The sequence below is a fragment of the Hasllibacter halocynthiae genome, assembly GCF_003003095.1.
Lineage (GTDB): Bacteria > Pseudomonadota > Alphaproteobacteria > Rhodobacterales > Rhodobacteraceae > Hasllibacter > Hasllibacter halocynthiae.
Genome location: NZ_PVTT01000002.1, coordinates 358,153 through 374,389, shown reverse-complemented (window position 1 = coordinate 374,389; position 16,237 = coordinate 358,153). Strand labels below are relative to the sequence as shown.

General features: G+C 72.6%; 20 protein-coding genes. 12 read left to right on the top strand and 8 right to left on the bottom strand.

What is annotated here, in order from left to right; genetic code table 11:
• Positions 1 to 25 precede the first annotated feature (25 nt).
• Positions 26 to 913 (bottom strand): LysR substrate-binding domain-containing protein, encoded by an 888-nt coding sequence (locus tag BCF33_RS08760; RefSeq protein ID WP_245883787.1) that lies wholly within the window; start codon positions 911 to 913, stop codon positions 26 to 28.
• A gap of 82 nt (positions 914 to 995) precedes the next feature.
• On the opposite strand from BCF33_RS08760, the gene BCF33_RS14060 reads away from it, so the two are divergent.
• Positions 996 to 1,163 carry a hypothetical protein gene (locus BCF33_RS14060; protein WP_158259393.1) on the top strand — a complete coding sequence of 56 codons (168 nt, stop codon included), beginning with the start codon at positions 996 to 998 and terminating at the stop codon, positions 1,161 to 1,163.
• Positions 1,164 to 1,180: 17 nt separating this feature from the next.
• Here BCF33_RS14060 and smpB read toward each other — a convergent pair whose 3' ends face one another.
• Positions 1,181 to 1,651 (bottom strand): SsrA-binding protein SmpB, encoded by a 471-nt coding sequence (smpB, locus tag BCF33_RS08750; RefSeq protein ID WP_106160571.1) that lies wholly within the window; start codon positions 1,649 to 1,651, stop codon positions 1,181 to 1,183.
• 111 nt (positions 1,652 to 1,762) lie between these two features.
• Between smpB and BCF33_RS08745 the strand changes: the two genes are divergently transcribed.
• Positions 1,763 to 2,416, top strand: coding sequence for a potassium channel family protein (locus BCF33_RS08745; RefSeq protein WP_106160570.1), 654 nt, complete (start codon positions 1,763 to 1,765; stop codon positions 2,414 to 2,416).
• A complete protein-coding gene (locus BCF33_RS08740) occupies positions 2,413 to 3,756 on the top strand; it encodes a TrkH family potassium uptake protein (RefSeq protein ID WP_342747434.1) in 1,344 nt (447 codons plus the stop codon). Before BCF33_RS08745 ends, BCF33_RS08740 begins: the two co-directional genes overlap by 4 nt.
• A gap of 27 nt (positions 3,757 to 3,783) precedes the next feature.
• On the opposite strand, the gene dapA is transcribed toward BCF33_RS08740, so the two are convergent.
• Positions 3,784 to 4,668 (bottom strand): 4-hydroxy-tetrahydrodipicolinate synthase, encoded by an 885-nt coding sequence (gene dapA, locus BCF33_RS08735; RefSeq protein WP_106160569.1) that lies wholly within the window; start codon positions 4,666 to 4,668, stop codon positions 3,784 to 3,786.
• A gap of 190 nt (positions 4,669 to 4,858) precedes the next feature.
• Here dapA and BCF33_RS08730 point away from each other — a divergent pair, with 190 nt between their 5' ends.
• Positions 4,859 to 6,892: a lytic transglycosylase domain-containing protein gene (locus tag BCF33_RS08730; RefSeq protein ID WP_106160568.1), complete on the top strand. Its 2,034-nt coding sequence runs from the start codon at positions 4,859 to 4,861 to the stop codon at positions 6,890 to 6,892.
• Here BCF33_RS08730 and mtaB read toward each other — a convergent pair.
• The 3 genes from mtaB to BCF33_RS08715 all read right to left on the bottom strand — a co-directional run bounded on the left by mtaB (position 6,889) and on the right by BCF33_RS08715 (position 10,147).
• A complete protein-coding gene (gene mtaB / locus BCF33_RS08725; protein WP_106160567.1) occupies positions 6,889 to 8,175 on the bottom strand; it encodes a tRNA (N(6)-L-threonylcarbamoyladenosine(37)-C(2))-methylthiotransferase MtaB in 1,287 nt (428 codons plus the stop codon). The genes BCF33_RS08730 and mtaB overlap by 4 nt on opposite strands.
• Positions 8,168 to 8,980, bottom strand: a complete 813-nt coding sequence (gene dapF / locus BCF33_RS08720) for a diaminopimelate epimerase (protein WP_106160566.1) — start codon at positions 8,978 to 8,980, stop codon at positions 8,168 to 8,170. Before dapF ends, mtaB begins: the two co-directional genes overlap by 8 nt.
• 81 nt (positions 8,981 to 9,061) lie before the next feature.
• A complete protein-coding gene (locus BCF33_RS08715; RefSeq protein ID WP_106160565.1) occupies positions 9,062 to 10,147 on the bottom strand; it encodes an HdeD family acid-resistance protein in 1,086 nt (361 codons plus the stop codon).
• A gap of 524 nt (positions 10,148 to 10,671) precedes the next feature.
• Here BCF33_RS08715 and BCF33_RS08710 point away from each other — a divergent pair.
• From BCF33_RS08710 to BCF33_RS08685, 6 genes are read left to right on the top strand one after another with little or no spacing between them, the layout of a single operon-like run.
• A complete protein-coding gene (locus BCF33_RS08710) occupies positions 10,672 to 10,887 on the top strand; it encodes a hypervirulence associated TUDOR domain-containing protein (protein ID WP_106160564.1) in 216 nt (71 codons plus the stop codon).
• Between the two features lie 4 nt (positions 10,888 to 10,891).
• Positions 10,892 to 11,068 (top strand): PLDc N-terminal domain-containing protein, encoded by a 177-nt coding sequence (locus BCF33_RS08705; protein WP_106160563.1) that lies wholly within the window; start codon positions 10,892 to 10,894, stop codon positions 11,066 to 11,068.
• A gap of 4 nt (positions 11,069 to 11,072) precedes the next feature.
• Entirely contained in the window at positions 11,073 to 12,011 is a 939-nt protein-coding gene (locus tag BCF33_RS08700; RefSeq protein WP_146132804.1) for a YihY/virulence factor BrkB family protein, read from the top strand.
• 53 nt (positions 12,012 to 12,064) lie between these two features.
• Positions 12,065 to 12,292 carry a hypothetical protein gene (locus BCF33_RS08695; RefSeq protein WP_106160561.1) on the top strand — a complete coding sequence of 76 codons (228 nt, stop codon included), beginning with the start codon at positions 12,065 to 12,067 and terminating at the stop codon, positions 12,290 to 12,292.
• Entirely contained in the window at positions 12,292 to 12,747 is a 456-nt protein-coding gene (locus BCF33_RS08690) for a host attachment family protein (protein WP_106160560.1), read from the top strand. The genes BCF33_RS08695 and BCF33_RS08690 overlap by 1 nt, the downstream gene beginning before the upstream one ends.
• Entirely contained in the window at positions 12,737 to 13,738 is a 1,002-nt protein-coding gene (locus BCF33_RS08685) for a DNA topoisomerase IB (protein WP_106160559.1), read from the top strand. Before BCF33_RS08690 ends, BCF33_RS08685 begins: the two co-directional genes overlap by 11 nt.
• A gap of 121 nt (positions 13,739 to 13,859) precedes the next feature.
• Here the strand turns inward: BCF33_RS08685 and BCF33_RS08680 are convergent, their stop codons facing one another.
• Positions 13,860 to 14,591: a Crp/Fnr family transcriptional regulator gene (locus BCF33_RS08680; protein ID WP_106160558.1), complete on the bottom strand. Its 732-nt coding sequence runs from the start codon at positions 14,589 to 14,591 to the stop codon at positions 13,860 to 13,862.
• A 90-nt stretch (positions 14,592 to 14,681) separates the two neighbouring features.
• Here BCF33_RS08680 and BCF33_RS08675 point away from each other — a divergent pair, with 90 nt between their 5' ends.
• Both BCF33_RS08675 and BCF33_RS08670 read left to right on the top strand, forming a co-directional pair.
• Positions 14,682 to 15,050, top strand: a complete 369-nt coding sequence (locus tag BCF33_RS08675; protein ID WP_106160557.1) for a hypothetical protein — start codon at positions 14,682 to 14,684, stop codon at positions 15,048 to 15,050.
• Positions 15,051 to 15,099: 49 nt separating this feature from the next.
• Positions 15,100 to 15,426 carry a GCN5-related N-acetyltransferase gene (locus tag BCF33_RS08670; protein ID WP_106160556.1) on the top strand — a complete coding sequence of 109 codons (327 nt, stop codon included), beginning with the start codon at positions 15,100 to 15,102 and terminating at the stop codon, positions 15,424 to 15,426.
• On the opposite strand, the gene BCF33_RS08665 is transcribed toward BCF33_RS08670, so the two are convergent.
• Positions 15,417 to 16,235, bottom strand: a complete 819-nt coding sequence (locus BCF33_RS08665) for a response regulator (protein WP_106160555.1) — start codon at positions 16,233 to 16,235, stop codon at positions 15,417 to 15,419. The two genes, BCF33_RS08670 and BCF33_RS08665, sit on opposite strands and share 10 nt — an antisense overlap.
• Positions 16,236 to 16,237 lie beyond the last annotated feature (2 nt).

The following is a 16,237-nucleotide window of genomic DNA, read 5'->3' as shown; positions in this document are numbered from 1 at the left end:
CGCGCCTCCGGGGTCCGGGGGGCGGTTACGCCCCCGCGCCGGCGCTTTCCACCCCTTTCGCCTCGCGCCGCAGCCAGGCCGCGAAGGGCTTCAGCCCCGGATGCGGGGGGGCCGGCGCGGGGACGAGGTGATAGCCCGCGCCCGTCTCCTCCAGTATGCGGATCGCGACGAGGGTGCCGGCGGCCAGCTCGGCCTCGACGTTGGGCAGCGTCTGCGCCGAGAGGCCGTGCCCCGCGCGCACCGCCGCGAGGGTCAGCGCGTTGCTCGGCTGCTCGTGCACGCAGCTGTCCCCGTCGATCAGGCCCGCCGCCTCCGCGAAGCGGCGGATCTCGTCGGAATAGGGCTCGATGTACCAGCACGTCCGGGCGGGGTCGGGGTCCGCGGCCGCCAGCGCCGGCGCCGCGACCACCGCGTAGCGCGCGGAGAGGAGGCATTCCGACCCGGGCCATCCCCTGCCCGAGCGGATCGCGACGTCGGCCTTGCCCGCGGCGAGGTCCGCCAGCGCCGTGGAGGGCAGCAGCGCCACCTCGACCTCCGGATGGGCGGCCCAGAAGCGGCCGATGCGCGGCATCAGCCAGTTCTCCGCGAATGTCGGCGTGACCGCGACCCGCAGCGGCCCGACCCCCCGTGCGCGCCGCGCGGCCTCCACCCCCGCGGCGATGCGCCCGAAGCCGTCCGAGAGGGCCGCCGCCAGCGTCGCGCCCGTCTCCGTCGCCTCGACGCCGCGCGGGCCGCGGTGGAGGAGCTCGGCCCCGACCTCGCGCTCGAGGGCACGGACGTGCTGCGAGATCGCGGCATGGGTCACGTTCAGCGCCCCCGCCGCCGCCGAGAGCGAGCCGGTGCGCGCCGCCGCCTCGAAGGCGCGCAGCGCGGCGAGGGAGGGGACGCGCTTCCAATCCATCCTGTAGCTCACCTTACAACGGCGAGGATTCGTTTCCTCGCGTCGATCCAAGGATAGCGGGTATCCCGGGACCAGTCACCCGATGGAGGACGTCATGCTGAATATCATCTCCGACATGCTCGCCCATGCCGTGCGCCGCCGCGCGCCGTCCCGGGCGCATCGCCCCGCCGACCCCCCGACCGAGCGCGAGCGCGTCCTGCGCATCGCCGAGAGCGGCGGCCACGATCCCTGGGACCACCGCACCGGCCCCCACCGCCGCTGACGGACCCGCGCAGCGTGCTAGTGCTCGCGCAGAAGGCGGGCCTTCTGGCGCTGCCAGTCGCGCTTGGCCTCGGTCTGGCGCTTGTCCTGGGTCTTCTTGCCCTTCGCGATCCCGACCCTAAGCTTCGCGATGCCCTTGCCGTTGAAGTACATTGACAGGGGAACGATCGTCATGCCCTGCCGCTGGGTCGCGTTCCAGAGGTTCGACAGCTCCTTCCTCGACACGAGGAGCTTGCGGCGCCGCTTCTCCTCGTGGCCGAAGGTCTTGGCCTGTGCGTAGGGGGCGATGTAGCTGTTAACCAGCCACAGCTCGCCGTCCGCGACCTCGGCATAGGCCTCCGCGATCTGGGTGCCGCCTTGGCGCAGGGACTTCACCTCGGACCCTTCGAGGACGATCCCCGCCTCGATGTCGTCCTCGATCGCGTAGTCGTAGCGCGCGCGCCGGTTCTCGGCGATGGTCTTCACGTTGGGGTTCTTCGACTTGGCCATGCCCCCGGAGATAGGCCGCCCGCGGCGTCGGCGAAAGGCGCGGGCGGGCTGGGAACCGCGCCACGGGGGCGGCGTTCAACCGCCACGCGTCCCGGACACCGGAAGGGGGCCATGGCCCGCCGCAGCTTCACCGTCATCGGCCTGGGCGCCTTCGGGCGGACCGTCGCGCTCGAGCTGCGCCGATTCGGCAACCACGTCACGGGCATCGACGCGAAGGAGGGGCCGGTCAACGACCTCGCCGACGCCCTGAGCCAGGCGGTGATCGCGGACGCCCGGTCGGACGACGCGCTGCGCGAGGCGGGGGTGGCCGACGCCGACGTCGCCGTGATCGGTATGGCGAGCGATCTCGAATCCTCGGTCATGGCGGCGATCAACTGCCGCCTGCTCGGGGTGCCGACCGTCTGGGCCAAGGCGACCTCGCGCACGCATCACCGGATCCTCTCGAAGCTGGGCGTCGACCGGATCATCCACCCCGAGGAGGAGGTGGGCCGCCACCTCGCGCAGGTGCTGCACAACCCCCTCGTGCGCGACTACCTCTCGCTCGGGAACGGCTACACGGTGGTGAACTTCACTGTCCCGGACGCCCTGCGCGGCCGAGGCGTCGGCGCGCTGCACCTCGAACGGCGGCAGCTGCGCTGCCTCGGGGTGATGCGGGGGACGGAGTACGTCGGCTCGGACGTCGAGCCCTGCACGCTGGAGGCCGACGACCGCCTCCTCCTGCTGGGGCGGCGGCAGGACCTGCGCGACTTCGCGGCCGCGCTTTGAGGCGCCGGCGCCCGTGGCGGGGCATCCGCTGGTTCGAGGCGCTGCCGCCCCCGGCGATGCTGATCCTCTTCTATGCCGCCTTCATCGCGGCCGGCGCCCTCGTGCTGTGGCTGCCGGTCTCGCATGGCGGGCAGGTCGGCTTCTCCGAGGCGCTCTTCACGGCCGTCAGCGCGGTCACGGTGACGGGCCTCGTCGTGGTGGACACCGGCAGCGCCTACACCGTCTTCGGGCAGGTCGTGGTGGCGGCGCTGATCCAGCTCGGCGGGCTGGGGCTGATGGTCTTCGCCGTGGTCCTGATGATGACGCTGGGCCTGCCGATCGGGGTGCCCGCCAGATCCTTCCTCGGCGAGGAGCTGAACCAGCGCGGGCGGCCCGATGTCGCGGCGGTCGCCCGGCTGGTGCTCGTCGTCGCGCTCGTCTGCGAGGCGGTGGGTGTCCTCGCGCTCTCCTTCGTCTTCGTGCCCCAGTTCGGCTGGGCCGATGGGCTGTGGCACGCCGTCTTCCACACCGTCAGCGCGTTCAACAACGCGGGCTTCGCCCTCTTCCCGGACAGCCTGTCGGGCTGGATCGGCGACTGGCGGGTCAATGTCGTGGTGCCGGCGCTGTTCATCCTCGGCGGCCTCGGCTTCGTGGTGATCGGCGACGTCTGGGCGAAGCGCGCCTGGGGCCCGCTCGCGCTGCACACCAAGCTGATGCTCGTGGGCACGGCGGCGGTGATCGCCGTCTCCTGGGCGCTGGTCGCCGCGCTCGAGTGGAACAACCCCCGCACGCTGGGCGGCATGGGCGGGCCGGCGAAGTTCTGGGGCTCGTGGTTCCAGGCCGTTACGCCCCGGACGGCGGGCTTCAACACCTTCGACACCGGCGGGATGGAGGCGTCGACCGCCCTTCTGACCATCGTGCTGATGGTGATCGGCGGGGGCCCGACCTCGACCGCCGGGGGGATCAAGCTGACCACCGCCATCGTCGCCTTCCTCGCCGTGGTGGCCTTCTTCAAGCGGCGCGAGCGGCTCCAGGCCTTCGGGCGCTCCATGGGGGCCGAGCAGGTGATGAAGGCGATGGCCCTCGTCGCGATCTCGGCGGCGCTGATCCTCCTCGCGCTCTTCCTCCTCACGCTGCGCTGGGAGGGCGATTTCCTCGTCCTCGCCTTCGAGGTCGCCTCGGCCTTCGGCACCGTCGGCCTCTCCATGGGCGCGACGGGCGAGCTGGACGAATGGGGCCGCGCAGTGATCGTCGCGGTGATGTTCCTCGGCCGGGTCGGGCCGCTCACGCTGGGGTTCTTCCTCGCCACGCGCGCGGCGCCGCGCGTGCGCTACCCCCGCGCGCAGGTGGTGCTGGGATAGCCGCCGGCCGGACCGGGCCGCGGTGCGCTAGCCGATCAGCCCCGCGGCTATCATGGCGTCCTTGATCGCCAGCTTCGTGCCCTCGCCCACGGGCACGAGCGGCAGGCGCGTCTCCTCGCGGCACCGGCCGAGGAGCGAGAGCGCGTATTTCGCCCCGCAGACGCCCGGCTCGAGGAACACCGCCTCGTGGAGCGGCATCAGCCGGTCGTGCAGCCCGAGCGCGCGGGCGTAGTCGCCGCGCCCGCAGGCGTCCTGGAACTCCGAGCAGAGCGCGGGCGCCACGTTCGCCGTCACGGAGATGCAGCCGTGCCCGCCCTGGGCGTTGTAGCCGATCGCGCTCGCGTCCTCGCCCGAGAGCTGCACGAACCCGGTCCCGCAGGTCCGCCGCTGCTTCGAGACCCGCGTGACGTCGCCCGTCGCGTCCTTCACGCCCACGATCATCTCGTGCCGCGCCAGCCGGCCCATCGTCTCGGGCAGCATGTCCACGACGCTGCGCGGCGGGATGTTGTAGATCACGACGGGCAGGCCCACGGCCGCGACCGCCTCGAAATGGGCGACGAGGCCCGCCTGGGTCGGCTTGTTGTAGTAGGGCGTGACGACCAGGGCGGCGTCGGCCCCCGCCTCCTTCGCCGCCCGGACGAGGCGCAGGGCCTCGGCCGTGTTGTTCGAGCCCGCGCCCGCGATCACCGGCACCCGGCCCGCCGCGGCCTCCACCGCCATGGCGACGACGCGGTCGTGCTCGCCATGGGTCAGGGTCGGGCTCTCGCCGGTGGTGCCCACGGGGACGAGCGCGCGGGTGCCTTCCGCGATCTGCCATTCGCAGAGGGCGCCGAACGCCGCCTCGTCGAGCGCGCCGTCCCGCATGGGCGTCACGAGCGCGGTCATCGAGCCGGAAAGGCGCGCAATGTCCATCGAGGTCCCTCCAGATCGCTTCCCCCGGCGCCGCGCGGGGGCGCCTTCGCGTGCGGCCCGGCGGCGGAAAGCCGCCCCCGGGCAACGGACCCGCCTTAGACCCACCCCCCTCCCTTGCCAAGCTGCGCCGCAGGCCCGAAACTCGGCCCCGTCCCGACGTCCTGCGACCCCAGCCGGCGGAGTTCCCCCCATGTCCCGTGCCCTCGCCATCGTCATGCTCTGCCTCGGCGCCGCGCCCCTAGCGGCGCAGGATCTGGCCCCCGTGTCGAGCCTTCGCCCCGAAGCCCGCGGCGAGGGGCCGTCCGCGCGGGTGGCCAGCATGGGCACCCAGGCCCCCGCGCGCTTCGCCGGCGCCGCCCTCGAGCGCGCGATGGAGCACGTCCGCGCCCGCCGCTGGGGCGACGCGCTCTCGGCCGCGGGGGGCGACGGCACGGCGGCGCGGGACGTCGTCCTCTGGCACGCATTGCGCGCGCGGCAGGGCACCTGGGACCAGGCCGCCGACTTCGTGGCGCGCAACGGCGAGTGGCCGGGCATGCCCCTGCTGAAGGCGCGCGCCGAGCGGCTGATGCCCGCCGGCCTGCCCGCCGCCGAGGTCCTGCGCTGGTTCGAGGACCACGAGCCGCAGACCGCCACGGGCGCGCTGCGCTACGCCGCCGCCCTGCGCGAGGCCGGCGAGGCCGAGGCGGCGGACGCGGTCCTCGCCATCGGCTGGTCCGAGGGCCTGCCGATGTCGCCGGGAACCGAGCGGCAGTACCTCTTCGCCGCGGGCGACATCCTCGACGGCCTGCACGAGGCGCGGATGGACGCCCTCCTCTGGGCCGGCCATTCGGAGAGCGCGACGCGGCAGATGGCCCGCGTGGGCGAGGGCTGGCAGGCGCTGGCCCGGGCGCGGATGGCCCTTCGCGCCGGGCAGCGCGACGGCGTGAACGCCCTGATCGCGGCCGTTCCGGGCAGCCATGCAGACGACGCCGGCCTCGCCTACGAGCGTTTCGTGTGGCGCCTCGACCGCGGGCTGGAGGAGACCGCGCTGGACCTCATGCTCGAGCGGTCCGACAGCGCCGAGCGGCTCGGCCGTCCCGAGCTGTGGTCCGAGGTCCGTCTCGACGAGGCGCGCGCCCTGATGATCCGCGGCGAGGCGCGGGACGCCTACAGGATGGCGTCGCGCCACCGCATCCCCGAGGACACCGAGGAGGGCGTGCGCCGGGCGACGCTGGAATGGCTCGCCGGATACGTCGCGCTGCGCCAGCTCGGCGACGCCGAGACCGCGCTGCGGCACTTCCGCGAGGCCGCCCGCACCGTCGAGACCCCGGTCAGCGTCGCGCGCATGGGCTACTGGCAGGGCAGGGCGCTCGATGCCTTGGGCCGCGCCGACGAGGCCCGCGAGGCCTATGCAGCGGCCGCCCGTTTCCAGACCGCCTTCTACGGCCAGCTCGCCGCCGAGGCCGCGGGCCTGCCGGTCGATCCCGCGCTGGCGGGCGATCTCTCCGCGGAGGACGGCGCGCTGCCGGACACGGACATGCTCGGGACCGTCGAGCTGCTCCTCGCCGCGGGCGAGCGCCGGCTGGCCGCCCGCTTCGTCGCGCACCTCGCCGAATCGCAGGACCGCGCGGGCATGATCGCCCTGGGGGAGTGGGTGCAGCGCCGCGACCCCTATCTCGAGGTTATCTTCGGCAAGCGCGCCGCCCGCTACGGCGCGGTCCTGCCGGAGTTCTACTTCCCCGTGCACCCGATGGCCGAGGCCGACATCCCCATCCCGACGGAGATGGCCCTGGCCGTCGCCCGCCAGGAGTCGGAGTTCCACCCCGGCGCCGGCAGCCCCGTGGGCGCGCAGGGCCTCATGCAGCTCATGCCGGGGACCGCGCAGGACGTGACGCGCGACCTCGGCCTCTCCTACAGCCACGCGCGCCTGACCTCCGACCCCGAGTACAACGCCACCCTGGGCGCGGAGTACCTGCGCCAGCTCGAGGCCCGGTTCGGCTTCAACGTTCCCATGATCGCGGCGGGCTACAACGCCGGTCCCGGCCGGCCGCTGCGCTGGGCGCGCCCAGGGTTCGACCCGCGCGGCGCCACTGTCGAGGAGGCCGTCGACTGGGTCGAGCGAATCCCCTTCGACGAGACGCGCAACTACGTCATGCGCGTCACCGAAGGGATGGGCGTCTACCGCCAGCGTCTCGCCGGCGAGCCGGTTCCGCTGAGCACGGGCGAGATGCTGACCGGGCGCTAGGCCCCGCCCGCCCGGCATGCCAGGAGGGCTGCGCCCTCCCGGCCGGCGACCACCGCCTCGACGATCTCGCCGGGGGGGGCGTCGCGGTCCAGCCTGATTTCGGCGAAGCTCTCCGCCCGGCCGCCGCGCGTGCCTTCCACGAGGAGCCGGACCCGCCGTCCGCGCTGCCCATCGGCCCAGGCCGCGAAGGCGCGTGCCCCCTCGGCGCGCAGCTCGGCGGCGCGTCGGCGGATCGCGGCGCCGTCCACGGGCGGCATCCGCGCCGCGGGCGTGCCGGGGCGGGGAGAATAGGGAAAGACGTGAAGGAAGGTCAGCCCCGCCTCGCGCACGAGCGAGAGGTTCGCCCGGTGCCGGGCTTCCGTCTCCGTGGGGAAGCCCGCGATCAGGTCGGCGCCGAAGGCCACGTCCGGGCGAAGCCGCCGGCATTCCTCCACGAAGCGCAGGGCGTCCTTGCGGCCGTGCCGCCGCTTCATGCGCTTGAGGATCAGGTCGTCCCCGTGCTGCAGCGACAGGTGCAGATGCGGCATGAACCGCTCCTCCTCGGCCAGGGCGCGCATCAGGTCGGCGTCCGCCTCGATCGAGTCGATGGAGCTGATCCGCAGCCGCTCCAGCTCCGGCACGAGCTTCAGCACCCGCCGCACCAGCCCCCCGATGCGCTGCCGCCCCGGCAGGTCCGCCCCCCAGGAGGTCATGTCCACCCCTGTCAGCACCACCTCGCGGTGCCCGCCCGCCGCCAGCCGCCGGACCTGCTCGACCACGGCACCCGCGGGGACCGAGCGGCTGTTGCCGCGCCCGAAGGGGATCACGCAGAAGGTGCAGCGGTGGTCGCAGCCGTTCTGGACCTGCACGAAGGCGCGGGTTCGCGCGCCGAACCCTTCCAGCAGCTGCGGCGCGGTCTCGCGCACGTCCATGATGTCCGCGACGCGCACCCGCTCGCCCCCGCGGTCCGTCCCAAGGGCATCCCACGTGGCGGGTCGCATCTTCTCGGCGTTGCCGAGGACCACGTCCGCCTCGGGCATGGCGGCGAAGCGCCCCGGCTCGATCTGCGCGGCGCAGCCGGTGACGACGATGCGCCGCCCCGGGTGCAGCTTCCGCATCCGCCGCACGTCGCGCGCGGACTTGCGCACCGCCTCGGCCGTCACGGCGCAGGTGTTCACGATCACCGCGTCGCCCGCGCCGGCGTCGGCGGCGAGCTTGCGCATCCCCTCGGCCTCGGCGGCGTTGAGGCGGCAGCCGTGGTTCGACAGGATCGGGACGGGGGGCGGGTTCGCGCCGTCAGCCATGCCAGACCCCGTCGAAGACGTGCGCGGTAGGCCCCGTCATCCAGAGGCCGGCATCCTCGCCCTCGGGCCGCCAGTCCACCTCCAGCTCGCCCCCGTCCATCACGAGGATGACCCGCCGCCCCGTCAGCCCCCGCCTGTGCGCGGCGCAGGCGACCGCGCAGGCCGAGGAGCCGGAGGCGAGCGTCGGCCCCACGCCCCGCTCATGCACCCGCACCCGCAGCCGGTCCGGCCCGGCGACCGACGCGACCTGGACGTTGGTCCGTTCCGGAAAGAGGGGATGCGTCTCGAACCGGGCGTAGCCCGCGAGGCCGGCCGCCTCCGCGTCCTCCACGAAGAAGGTGCAATGCGGGTTGCCCATGCCGGTCGCGGCCGGCCCGCCCTCAACGGGCAGGCGGTCGAGGTCCACGTCCTCGGCCAGCGGCACCTCGCGCCAATCCAGCATCGGCGCGCCCATGTTCACGGCGATCCCCCCCTCGGCTCGCCGGCAGTCCAGCACGCCGCGCTCCGTCCTGAGGAGCAGGCGTTCGCGCCCGCCCGCCCGTGCGAGGTGGGCCGCCACGCAGCGGGTCGCGTTGCCGCAGGCCCCAGCGGTGGTGCCGTCAGCGTTCCAGAAGGTCAGGAGGGCATCCGCCCCGGCGTCGTCCGCGATCACGGCGAGCTGGTCGAAGCCGACCCCCCGGTGCCGGTCGCCTATGGCCCGGGCGAGGTCCGGCGTCACGTCGAGGCCCTCGCACCCGCCGCCGGGGCGGGCGTCGAGCACCACGAAGTCGTTGCCGAGGCCGTGCATCTTCAGGAAGGGGATCATGGCGCGGGGATATAGACCCCCCGCCCGCCGCCCGCATCCCCCCCCCCGGCGAGCGGCGGGCGGGGCAGGGGGCGGCCCCGCTCAGGCGGCGGCGTCCTTCAGGCGCGACAGCTGCCAGGCGACCGCCAGCATCGTCGCGCCGTACATGGCGAGGTCCACCGCCAGCAGCAGCCCCGGCAGCCAGAGCGCGGCGACGGGAAGCTGCAGCAGGAGCAGCAGCGCGAGGACGAGCGAAATCGCGCCCGACGCGATCATCCATCCGCGGCCGGGCATCCCCTCCCCGTTCCGGATCCCGTACCAGAGCTTGGTTGCCCCCGAGGCGGCGAAGAAGGCGATGATCACGGTCGTGACGGCGAGGAAGCCCGCCAGCGGGATGAACAGCATCAGCACGGCCCCCACCACCGACAGGATCGACACGATCACGCCCGCGACGATGGCCCAGCCGTCGTTCATGCGGAACGCGCCGACCAGCCCCGCGATGCCCGAGACCAGCAGCATCGCCGCCGCGAGCGTCGTCGCCGCGAGCGTCGCGACGAAGGGCATGAAGAGCGCGACGAGGCCGGCGACCAGCGCCACGCCGCCCATCACCCAGAGGGGCCAGACGGGCGCGTCCGCCGCCCGCCCGTAGGGGTTCGCGAAGCCGGCGCCGCCCCCCGCGCCGCCGGGGACGGCCGTGCCGGTGGCGACGTAGGGGTCGGCATAGGGGTCGGCGCCGGGCGCGGGATCGACGTCCGGGCGCGTGCCCTCGGCCCGGTTCACCGCCGGGATCGCCGCGGCCGGGGTGCGCGCCTCCACGCGCGCCATCTCGGCATGGGAGGGTCCGGCGTCATGCGCTTCCTCCGCGGGCGCGATCCTGCGGTCGCCCCCCGCGTCCCGCAGCGGCCCGTCCGCGTCCGTCACTGGCCGGCCCTCGCCGTCCCGCGCGGGCGCGCCGCCTCCCGGACCCGCGACGCCGGGCGCCGCCTCGTCGGCGGTCGGCTCCACGTCGCCTTCGCCGGCGGGTGCCTTGCGGCCCGTCGCAGGACCGCTGCCCGCCGGGGCGACCACCCCGCCCCCGCCGCCGGCCGGCATGGCGCCCCCTTCGGCGGCGCCGACCGGGGGGCCGGGCTCCACGTCCTCGCCGGGGCGGCGCGGGGGCAGGTTGGTCGGCTTATCTCGATCGCTCATCGGGGCCTCCTACGGCTGCGCCGCCAGCGAAGGGGCGCCGCCTCTTGGGAAAAGCGTTCTCTCCGTGGGAAAGCGCTCCCCGCCGGGGATCGGTTCCGACCGCACGGCTCCGTCGGCTGCCCATCGCTGCCGGGACGTTCTGCATTGGGCAGGGCGCGGCGGCGCGACCGGGCGGAGCGGCCTTCCGCCCCGCGCTTGCACTTTTTCGCCCTGCGCTTGGGAACCGATTCGCAGCACCGCCGTTCCTACCCCGAACGCAAGTTCCACAGGCCGACCCTGTCCCCTTCCCCTCAGGCCTGTGTCATCGGCGGGGCGCTTTCGAACCGACTGTCCCTCGTTCAGCGCTCCGCCGATAGCTTTTTTCCTTCCGTTCGTCGGCCCGCGGGCGCGGCCGCGACGTCCAGCGCCCCGGCAGAGCGGCTCGCGCGGGTTGCGGGCCCACCCGCCAGGCCCTTGCTTCCGGAACGGAACGGAAGGGGGGATCGTTCTTCGAATGCGCGGCGCGCAAGGAGAGGGAGGATCCCATGAGGGCATATGACAAGGGCGACGAGGTCGAGTGGAACTGGGGCGCAGGCACCGGCACCGGCAAGGTCACGAAGAAGTACACCGGCAAGATCACGAGGAAGATCGGCGGCGCCGAGGTGACCCGCAACGCCACGGAGGAAGAGCCCGCCTACCTCATCGAGCAGGAGGACGGCGACGAGGTCCTCAAGTCCCACTCCGAACTGAAGAAGGCCTGAGGGTATGGAATGGCTGCTCGGAATCGTGCATCTGGTCTTGGTGATCTGGGCCCTGGTGAACATCCTGTCCTCGGCGGACACCACCGGGGCGAAGGTCCTCTGGTCGCTGGGCGTCCTGATCTTCCCCCTGGTGGGCTTCATCGTCTGGTTCTTCGCCGGACCGCGCGGCTCGGCGGCCTGAGGGCTTGATCGGCGCGCTCCTGAGACCAGCGAGGCGCGCCTGGTCCGTCCTGATGGCCGTGCTCGAGGTCATGGACGAGCGCAACATCGGCCTCGTCGCCGCCGGCACAGGGTTCTTCGCGATGCTCGCCCTCTTCCCGGCGCTGGCGGCTCTGATCGCCATCTGGGGCCTCGTCGCCGATCCGCAGGTCGTCGGCACCCTCCTCGACGACGTGCGCGACTTCCTCCCCTCCGGGGCCTTCCAGATCCTCGACGCGCAGGTCGACACCCTCCTGAACGCGGAGACCGAGGCGCTGGGCTGGGCGACGGTCCTGTCCACTGGCCTCTCGCTCTTCTGGGCGCGCCAAGGTGTGGCGGCCCTCGTCCGGGGGCTGAACGCCGTCTACCGCGAGCGGCACCGCAACGTGGTCCGTCGGCAGCTCAACGTCCTGGTGCTGACGGGCGCGCTCGTGCTTCTGGGGATCGTGGCGCTGGTCGCGCTCGTGTCGGTGCCGGTCATCCTCGCCTACGCCCCGCTGGGGATCTACATGCAGAACGCGCTGATCGCCGGACAGTGGATCGTCGTCCTGACCGTCCTGATCCTCGCCTTCGGGATGCTCTACCGGTACGGGCCGAACCGCGCGAAGGCCCGCCCCGCCTGGATCAGCCCGGGCGCGGTCCTCGCAGTGCTGCTTTGGGGCGGGGCGTCCTATGCGTTCTCGCTCTATTTGGCGAACTTCGGCCGCTACAACGAGGTCTACGGCTCGCTCGGGGCGGTGGTGGCGCTCTTGATGTGGCTCTACCTCTCGGCCTACGTCACGCTCCTGGGCGCGGCCCTCAACGCCGAGCTGGAGCTGAGGACCAAGAAGGACACCACCGACCCGCCCGCACGGCCCATGGGCCGGCGGGGCGCCTACGTCGCCGATCACTACGTCCCCCCCGATCAGGAACCCGAGTCGTCCTGACCCCGTTTGTCCGGCGCACGCACATGCGCCCCACACGAGCGGAGGAGGACATCATGGCCGAACGCCTGCGATCGAAGGACGGACGGAGCGAGACCGCCGAATACGTCGGGGGACGGCCCGGCACCCCCTCCGGGCAGGGACGCGCGGGCGGCGACATCGCCCGCGAGGTCGGGACGCGCGACATCCTCAAGCGCGAGAAGGGCGGCTCCGGCTCCACGGGGCCGACGAAGGAGGAGTCCACCGAGAAGCCGGAGCACGGTCAGGACGGGGAGGAATCCTGATGGCCAGGCTGACCGGCGGCACCTGGGTCCTCGTCGCGGACGGCGAGAAGGCCCTCATCCTCGAGAACCACGGGGACGCGGACTACATCGACCTGCGCGTCCTGGATAAAGAAGAGCAGGAGAACCCCCCGACCCGGGAGCAGGCCGCCAATCGCCGCGGCCGCATGTCCGACAGCCAAGGCAACAAGTCGGCCTTCGAGGACACCGACTGGCACGAGCTTCAGAAGGACCGTTTCGCGGACGATCTCGCGGAGCTGCTCTACGCACATGCCCACAAGGGGGCCTTCGATCGGATCGTCCTCGTCGCCGCGCCGGGCGTGCTGGGCGAGATCCGCAAGAAGCTGCACCAGGAGGTCGAGAGCAAGGTGATCGCCGAGATCCCCAAGACGCTGACCAACCACTCCCTCGACGCGATCGAGCAGCGCGTGGCGGAAGACATCAAGGATGCCGCCTGAGGCATCCAAGGCGGAGGCGCGGTCGGCGGGTCTGGTCTGGTATCCCGACGACCGCCCCGGCATCGCGCGCCGCCGGCGGGGCAGGGGATGGAGTTACACCGCCCCCGACGGCACCTCGATCGACGCCGCAGACGAGCGGGCGCGCCTCGACGCGCTGGCCGTTCCCCCGGCCTACACGGACGTCTGGATAAGCCCGAAGCCGCGCGGCCATCTCCAGGCGACGGGGCGCGACGCGCGGACCCGCAAGCAGTACCGCTACCACCCCGACTGGACCGAAGCGCGCGCTGCGACGAAGTTCCATGCCCTACCGGAGTTCGGCCGCGCGCTGCCGGACGTGCGGGCCGCCGCCGCGCAGGGCCTCGCCGCGAAGCCCGGCAGCCACGAGTTCGCCCTGGCCACGTTGATCCGGATGATAGACGCCACCGCCATCCGCGTCGGATCGCCCAAGGCGCTGGAGGAGAACGGCACCTACGGCGCCACTACGCTGCGACCCGGCCAAGCCCGCTCGGAGGGCGGCGCGATCGAGTTGTCCTGGACCGCGAAGGGCGGCACGCGCGTGCGCAAGCGTCTCGCGGACCGCGCGCTCGCGCGGGCGCTGCACGCCTCGGCCGACCTTCCCGGCCGTACGCTGATCTCTTGGATCGACGAGGAGGGCGAGGCCCGGTCGGTTCGGTCCGAAGAGGTGAACGACTGGCTGCGCGAGACGGCCGGAGAGGGTCATACGGTCAAGACCTTCCGCACCTGGCATGGCACGCTCGCCGCGTTCCGGGCCGCGTTGGACGGCGCGACGACCATCCGCGGCATGACCGAAGCGGCTGCCGAGCGGTTGCACAACACGCCCGCCATCGCCCGCAAATCTTATGTGCACCCTTCGGTGATCGCCATGTCCCAGGACGGTTCGGAAGCGTTGGAGGGCCTGCGGGGCGGACCCCGCGCCCTCACCCGGGAGGAGCGCCTCCTGATCCGTTTTCTCGAGGAAACGGACGATTGAAGCGCCGTTTCGGCGAATATCGCATCCATCGTTCCGGCGGGCCGCCTGCGAGGAGCGATGCACTAGGACATAGCGAAAACCGGGGCGGTGCCTCCATACGACATATCCGCGAGCGCCCTTGTCAGATCAGGGGTCGCCGCTCCGCCGGGTCCTCGCCCTCCATCCCCGCCACCCGCGCGAGCTTCTCCGTCTCGGGCACGGAGAGTATCCCGTCGTGCCAGCTCGCGAGTTGACGCTCGCGCAGACGGGCGAGGGTCTTGTTCGTGTGGACGAGCGACAGGCCCAGCGCGTCGGCGAGGTCCTGCTGCCGGAAGGGGAAGGGCACGCGGCCGGCATCCGCGATCCCGAGCGCCTCGCAGCGCCGAGTGACCCGCACGAGGGCCCAGGCGATCCGCTCGACCGCCGTGCGCTGGCCCACGGTCGCCAGCGCCTCCCCGAGGAAGTGCTCCTCCGTGGCGGCGATCCAGGTCAGGTCGTAGGCCAGCTCGGGATTGCCCCGCACGAGGGACCAGAGCTCCTTGCGGTCGAACACGCAGAGCGTCATCCGCGTGACCGCCTCGACCGTGTGCCGCATCCCGTCCATGACGGCCGACTGAAGGCCGAGGAAGTCGCCGGGATAGACGAAGTTCACCACTTGGCGCCGGCCGTTCGACAGCGTCTTGGCCCGGATCCCCATGCCCCGCAGCGCCGTGAAGAGCTGTGGCGAGTTCGAACCCTCCATCATGATCGGCGTGCCCGCCTCCACGGTCAGCTCGCCGACCTTGAACCGGCGCATGAACGCCAGATCCTTGTCCGCCAGTGCCGCAAAGAGAGGCCGCCCGCGAAGCGGACAGTTCGCGCAATCCGTCGCCATGCCACCGTCTTCCTATGTCGGAGTTTAATGCTTCCTCCTATTGGGGGTTCCATATCCCTCCGGCACACCGCAGTCTTCGAGGGGATCCCGATGGACGCTGCGCCCAAGGCCACCTTCCTCGTGCTCGTCGAGGACGTCATCGTCGCCGACGACGTCGCCGAGCTGCTCGCGGTGGCGGCGCCCGGCGTCGCCGTGTCCGCCCCCCATGCGGTCGTCGGCGCCCCGCCGGACGTCCACGACCTCGAGTTCGACGTTCTCCTGACCTCCTGGCCCATCGCCGCCCTTCGAAGGAGCGGCATCGCCGAGGCGGCGCGGAGGAGCGGCGCTCGCATCGTGGTGCTGGACGGCGGCGGCGATCACGCGCTGGAGCGATCCGAAGGATGGGTCTTCGTCCCGTCCCCCTTCTCGGAGGGCGCGCTTCTCGACGCGCTCCTCCCGGCGCGGGCGTCGGGCGGCTGAGAGAGGGGGGGGTGAGGGAACGGGCGTTGCCCGAGGTCGTTGCGCCGGCATGGAACCCTCCGCCCGCGCCGCGCTCGAGGATCGGTGGTTGACCCTGACCCGGCAGCGGCTTCCGGCCGCCGCGCACGCGCGGGGGTGGCCGGTACGTCTCGACCACTGCTTCCAGCGCATCCTTCTCGACAACGCGGTCGGCGGCCGGTGGTACGACGCGATCGCGGGCCGGCCGGCCTATCGGCACGCCCCAGGCGAGGTGCTCGCCCGGGCGGTGTCGCTGGGCGAGGGGGCGCTGGCGGGGCGGTCCGACCTCTGGGCGATGAACCGGGCCTCGCTGCGCTGGCGGGGCAAGCGCGGCCCGGCCGCCGCGCCTCAGGCGTGAAGCGTCTCGGTAGAGGCGAAGAACAGCGCCTGGCTCACTGCCGAGCGGACCTGATCCTCGGTGTAGGGCTTCGAGATCAGGAACGCCGGCTCGGGACGATCGCCGGTGAGCAGGCGCTCGGGGAAGGCGGTGATGAAGATCACGGGCACCTCGCCGAGCGTGCCGATCAGGTCGTTGACCGCATCGATCCCCGACGAGTTGTCAGCGAGCTGGATGTCCGCGAGGATGAGGTCGGGCCTCTCCTTGTTGCCGAGGTCCACGGCGCCGTCGCGCGTGCGCGCGACCCCGGTGATCTTGTGCCCCATCTCCGAGACGATGGACTGGATGTCCATCGCGATGATCGCCTCGTCCTCGATGACGAGGACCTTGCCGGCGACGGCGTCCTGCATCTCGCGCTGGGCGGTCCGGACGTAGGCTTCGGCGTCCTCCTGGGGAATGTCCATGATCGACGAGATCTGGTCGAACCCGAACTCCTCCACTGTGTGGAGCAGCAGCGCCTCGCGCGAGTTCGGCGTGAGGTTCTGCATATGGGCCTGGGCGCGTCCGGACAGCCCACCCTCGCCGCCATCCTCGTCTACCGGCGCGCCCGAGGAGATCCAGATCGAGTTGAACACCTTGAAGAGGGCCGTGCGCGGCTCGAGCGCACGATCGAACACGCTCCGATCCTCCAGGATCGCCATGAGGGTCGCCTCCGCGTAGCGATCCCCGGAGGGCTGGCTGCCCGTCAGGGCACGCGCGTATCGCCGCAGATAGGGAAGTTGCCCCGCCACCGTCGTCGCGATGTCGGGCGCGGCATTCTGATCGTCCATCT

Coding starts and splice junctions, on each gene's coding strand:
- BCF33_RS14060 (WP_158259393.1), top strand. CDS start 996: ATGCTGAATATCATCTCCGACATGCTCGCCCATGCCGTGCGCCGCCGC.
- smpB (WP_106160571.1), bottom strand. CDS start 1,651: ATGGCCAAGTCGAAGAACCCCAACGTGAAGACCATCGCCGAGAACCGG.
- BCF33_RS08745 (WP_106160570.1), top strand. CDS start 1,763: ATGGCCCGCCGCAGCTTCACCGTCATCGGCCTGGGCGCCTTCGGGCGG.
- dapA (WP_106160569.1), bottom strand. CDS start 4,668: ATGGACATTGCGCGCCTTTCCGGCTCGATGACCGCGCTCGTGACGCCC.
- BCF33_RS08730 (WP_106160568.1), top strand. CDS start 4,859: ATGTCCCGTGCCCTCGCCATCGTCATGCTCTGCCTCGGCGCCGCGCCC.
- mtaB (WP_106160567.1), bottom strand. CDS start 8,175: ATGGCTGACGGCGCGAACCCGCCCCCCGTCCCGATCCTGTCGAACCAC.
- dapF (WP_106160566.1), bottom strand. CDS start 8,980: ATGATCCCCTTCCTGAAGATGCACGGCCTCGGCAACGACTTCGTGGTG.
- BCF33_RS08715 (WP_106160565.1), bottom strand. CDS start 10,147: ATGAGCGATCGAGATAAGCCGACCAACCTGCCCCCGCGCCGCCCCGGC.
- BCF33_RS08710 (WP_106160564.1), top strand. CDS start 10,672: ATGAGGGCATATGACAAGGGCGACGAGGTCGAGTGGAACTGGGGCGCA.
- BCF33_RS08705 (WP_106160563.1), top strand. CDS start 10,892: ATGGAATGGCTGCTCGGAATCGTGCATCTGGTCTTGGTGATCTGGGCC.
- BCF33_RS08695 (WP_106160561.1), top strand. CDS start 12,065: ATGGCCGAACGCCTGCGATCGAAGGACGGACGGAGCGAGACCGCCGAA.
- BCF33_RS08690 (WP_106160560.1), top strand. CDS start 12,292: ATGGCCAGGCTGACCGGCGGCACCTGGGTCCTCGTCGCGGACGGCGAG.
- BCF33_RS08685 (WP_106160559.1), top strand. CDS start 12,737: ATGCCGCCTGAGGCATCCAAGGCGGAGGCGCGGTCGGCGGGTCTGGTC.
- BCF33_RS08680 (WP_106160558.1), bottom strand. CDS start 14,591: ATGGCGACGGATTGCGCGAACTGTCCGCTTCGCGGGCGGCCTCTCTTT.
- BCF33_RS08675 (WP_106160557.1), top strand. CDS start 14,682: ATGGACGCTGCGCCCAAGGCCACCTTCCTCGTGCTCGTCGAGGACGTC.
- BCF33_RS08670 (WP_106160556.1), top strand. CDS start 15,100: ATGGAACCCTCCGCCCGCGCCGCGCTCGAGGATCGGTGGTTGACCCTG.
- BCF33_RS08665 (WP_106160555.1), bottom strand. CDS start 16,235: ATGGACGATCAGAATGCCGCGCCCGACATCGCGACGACGGTGGCGGGG.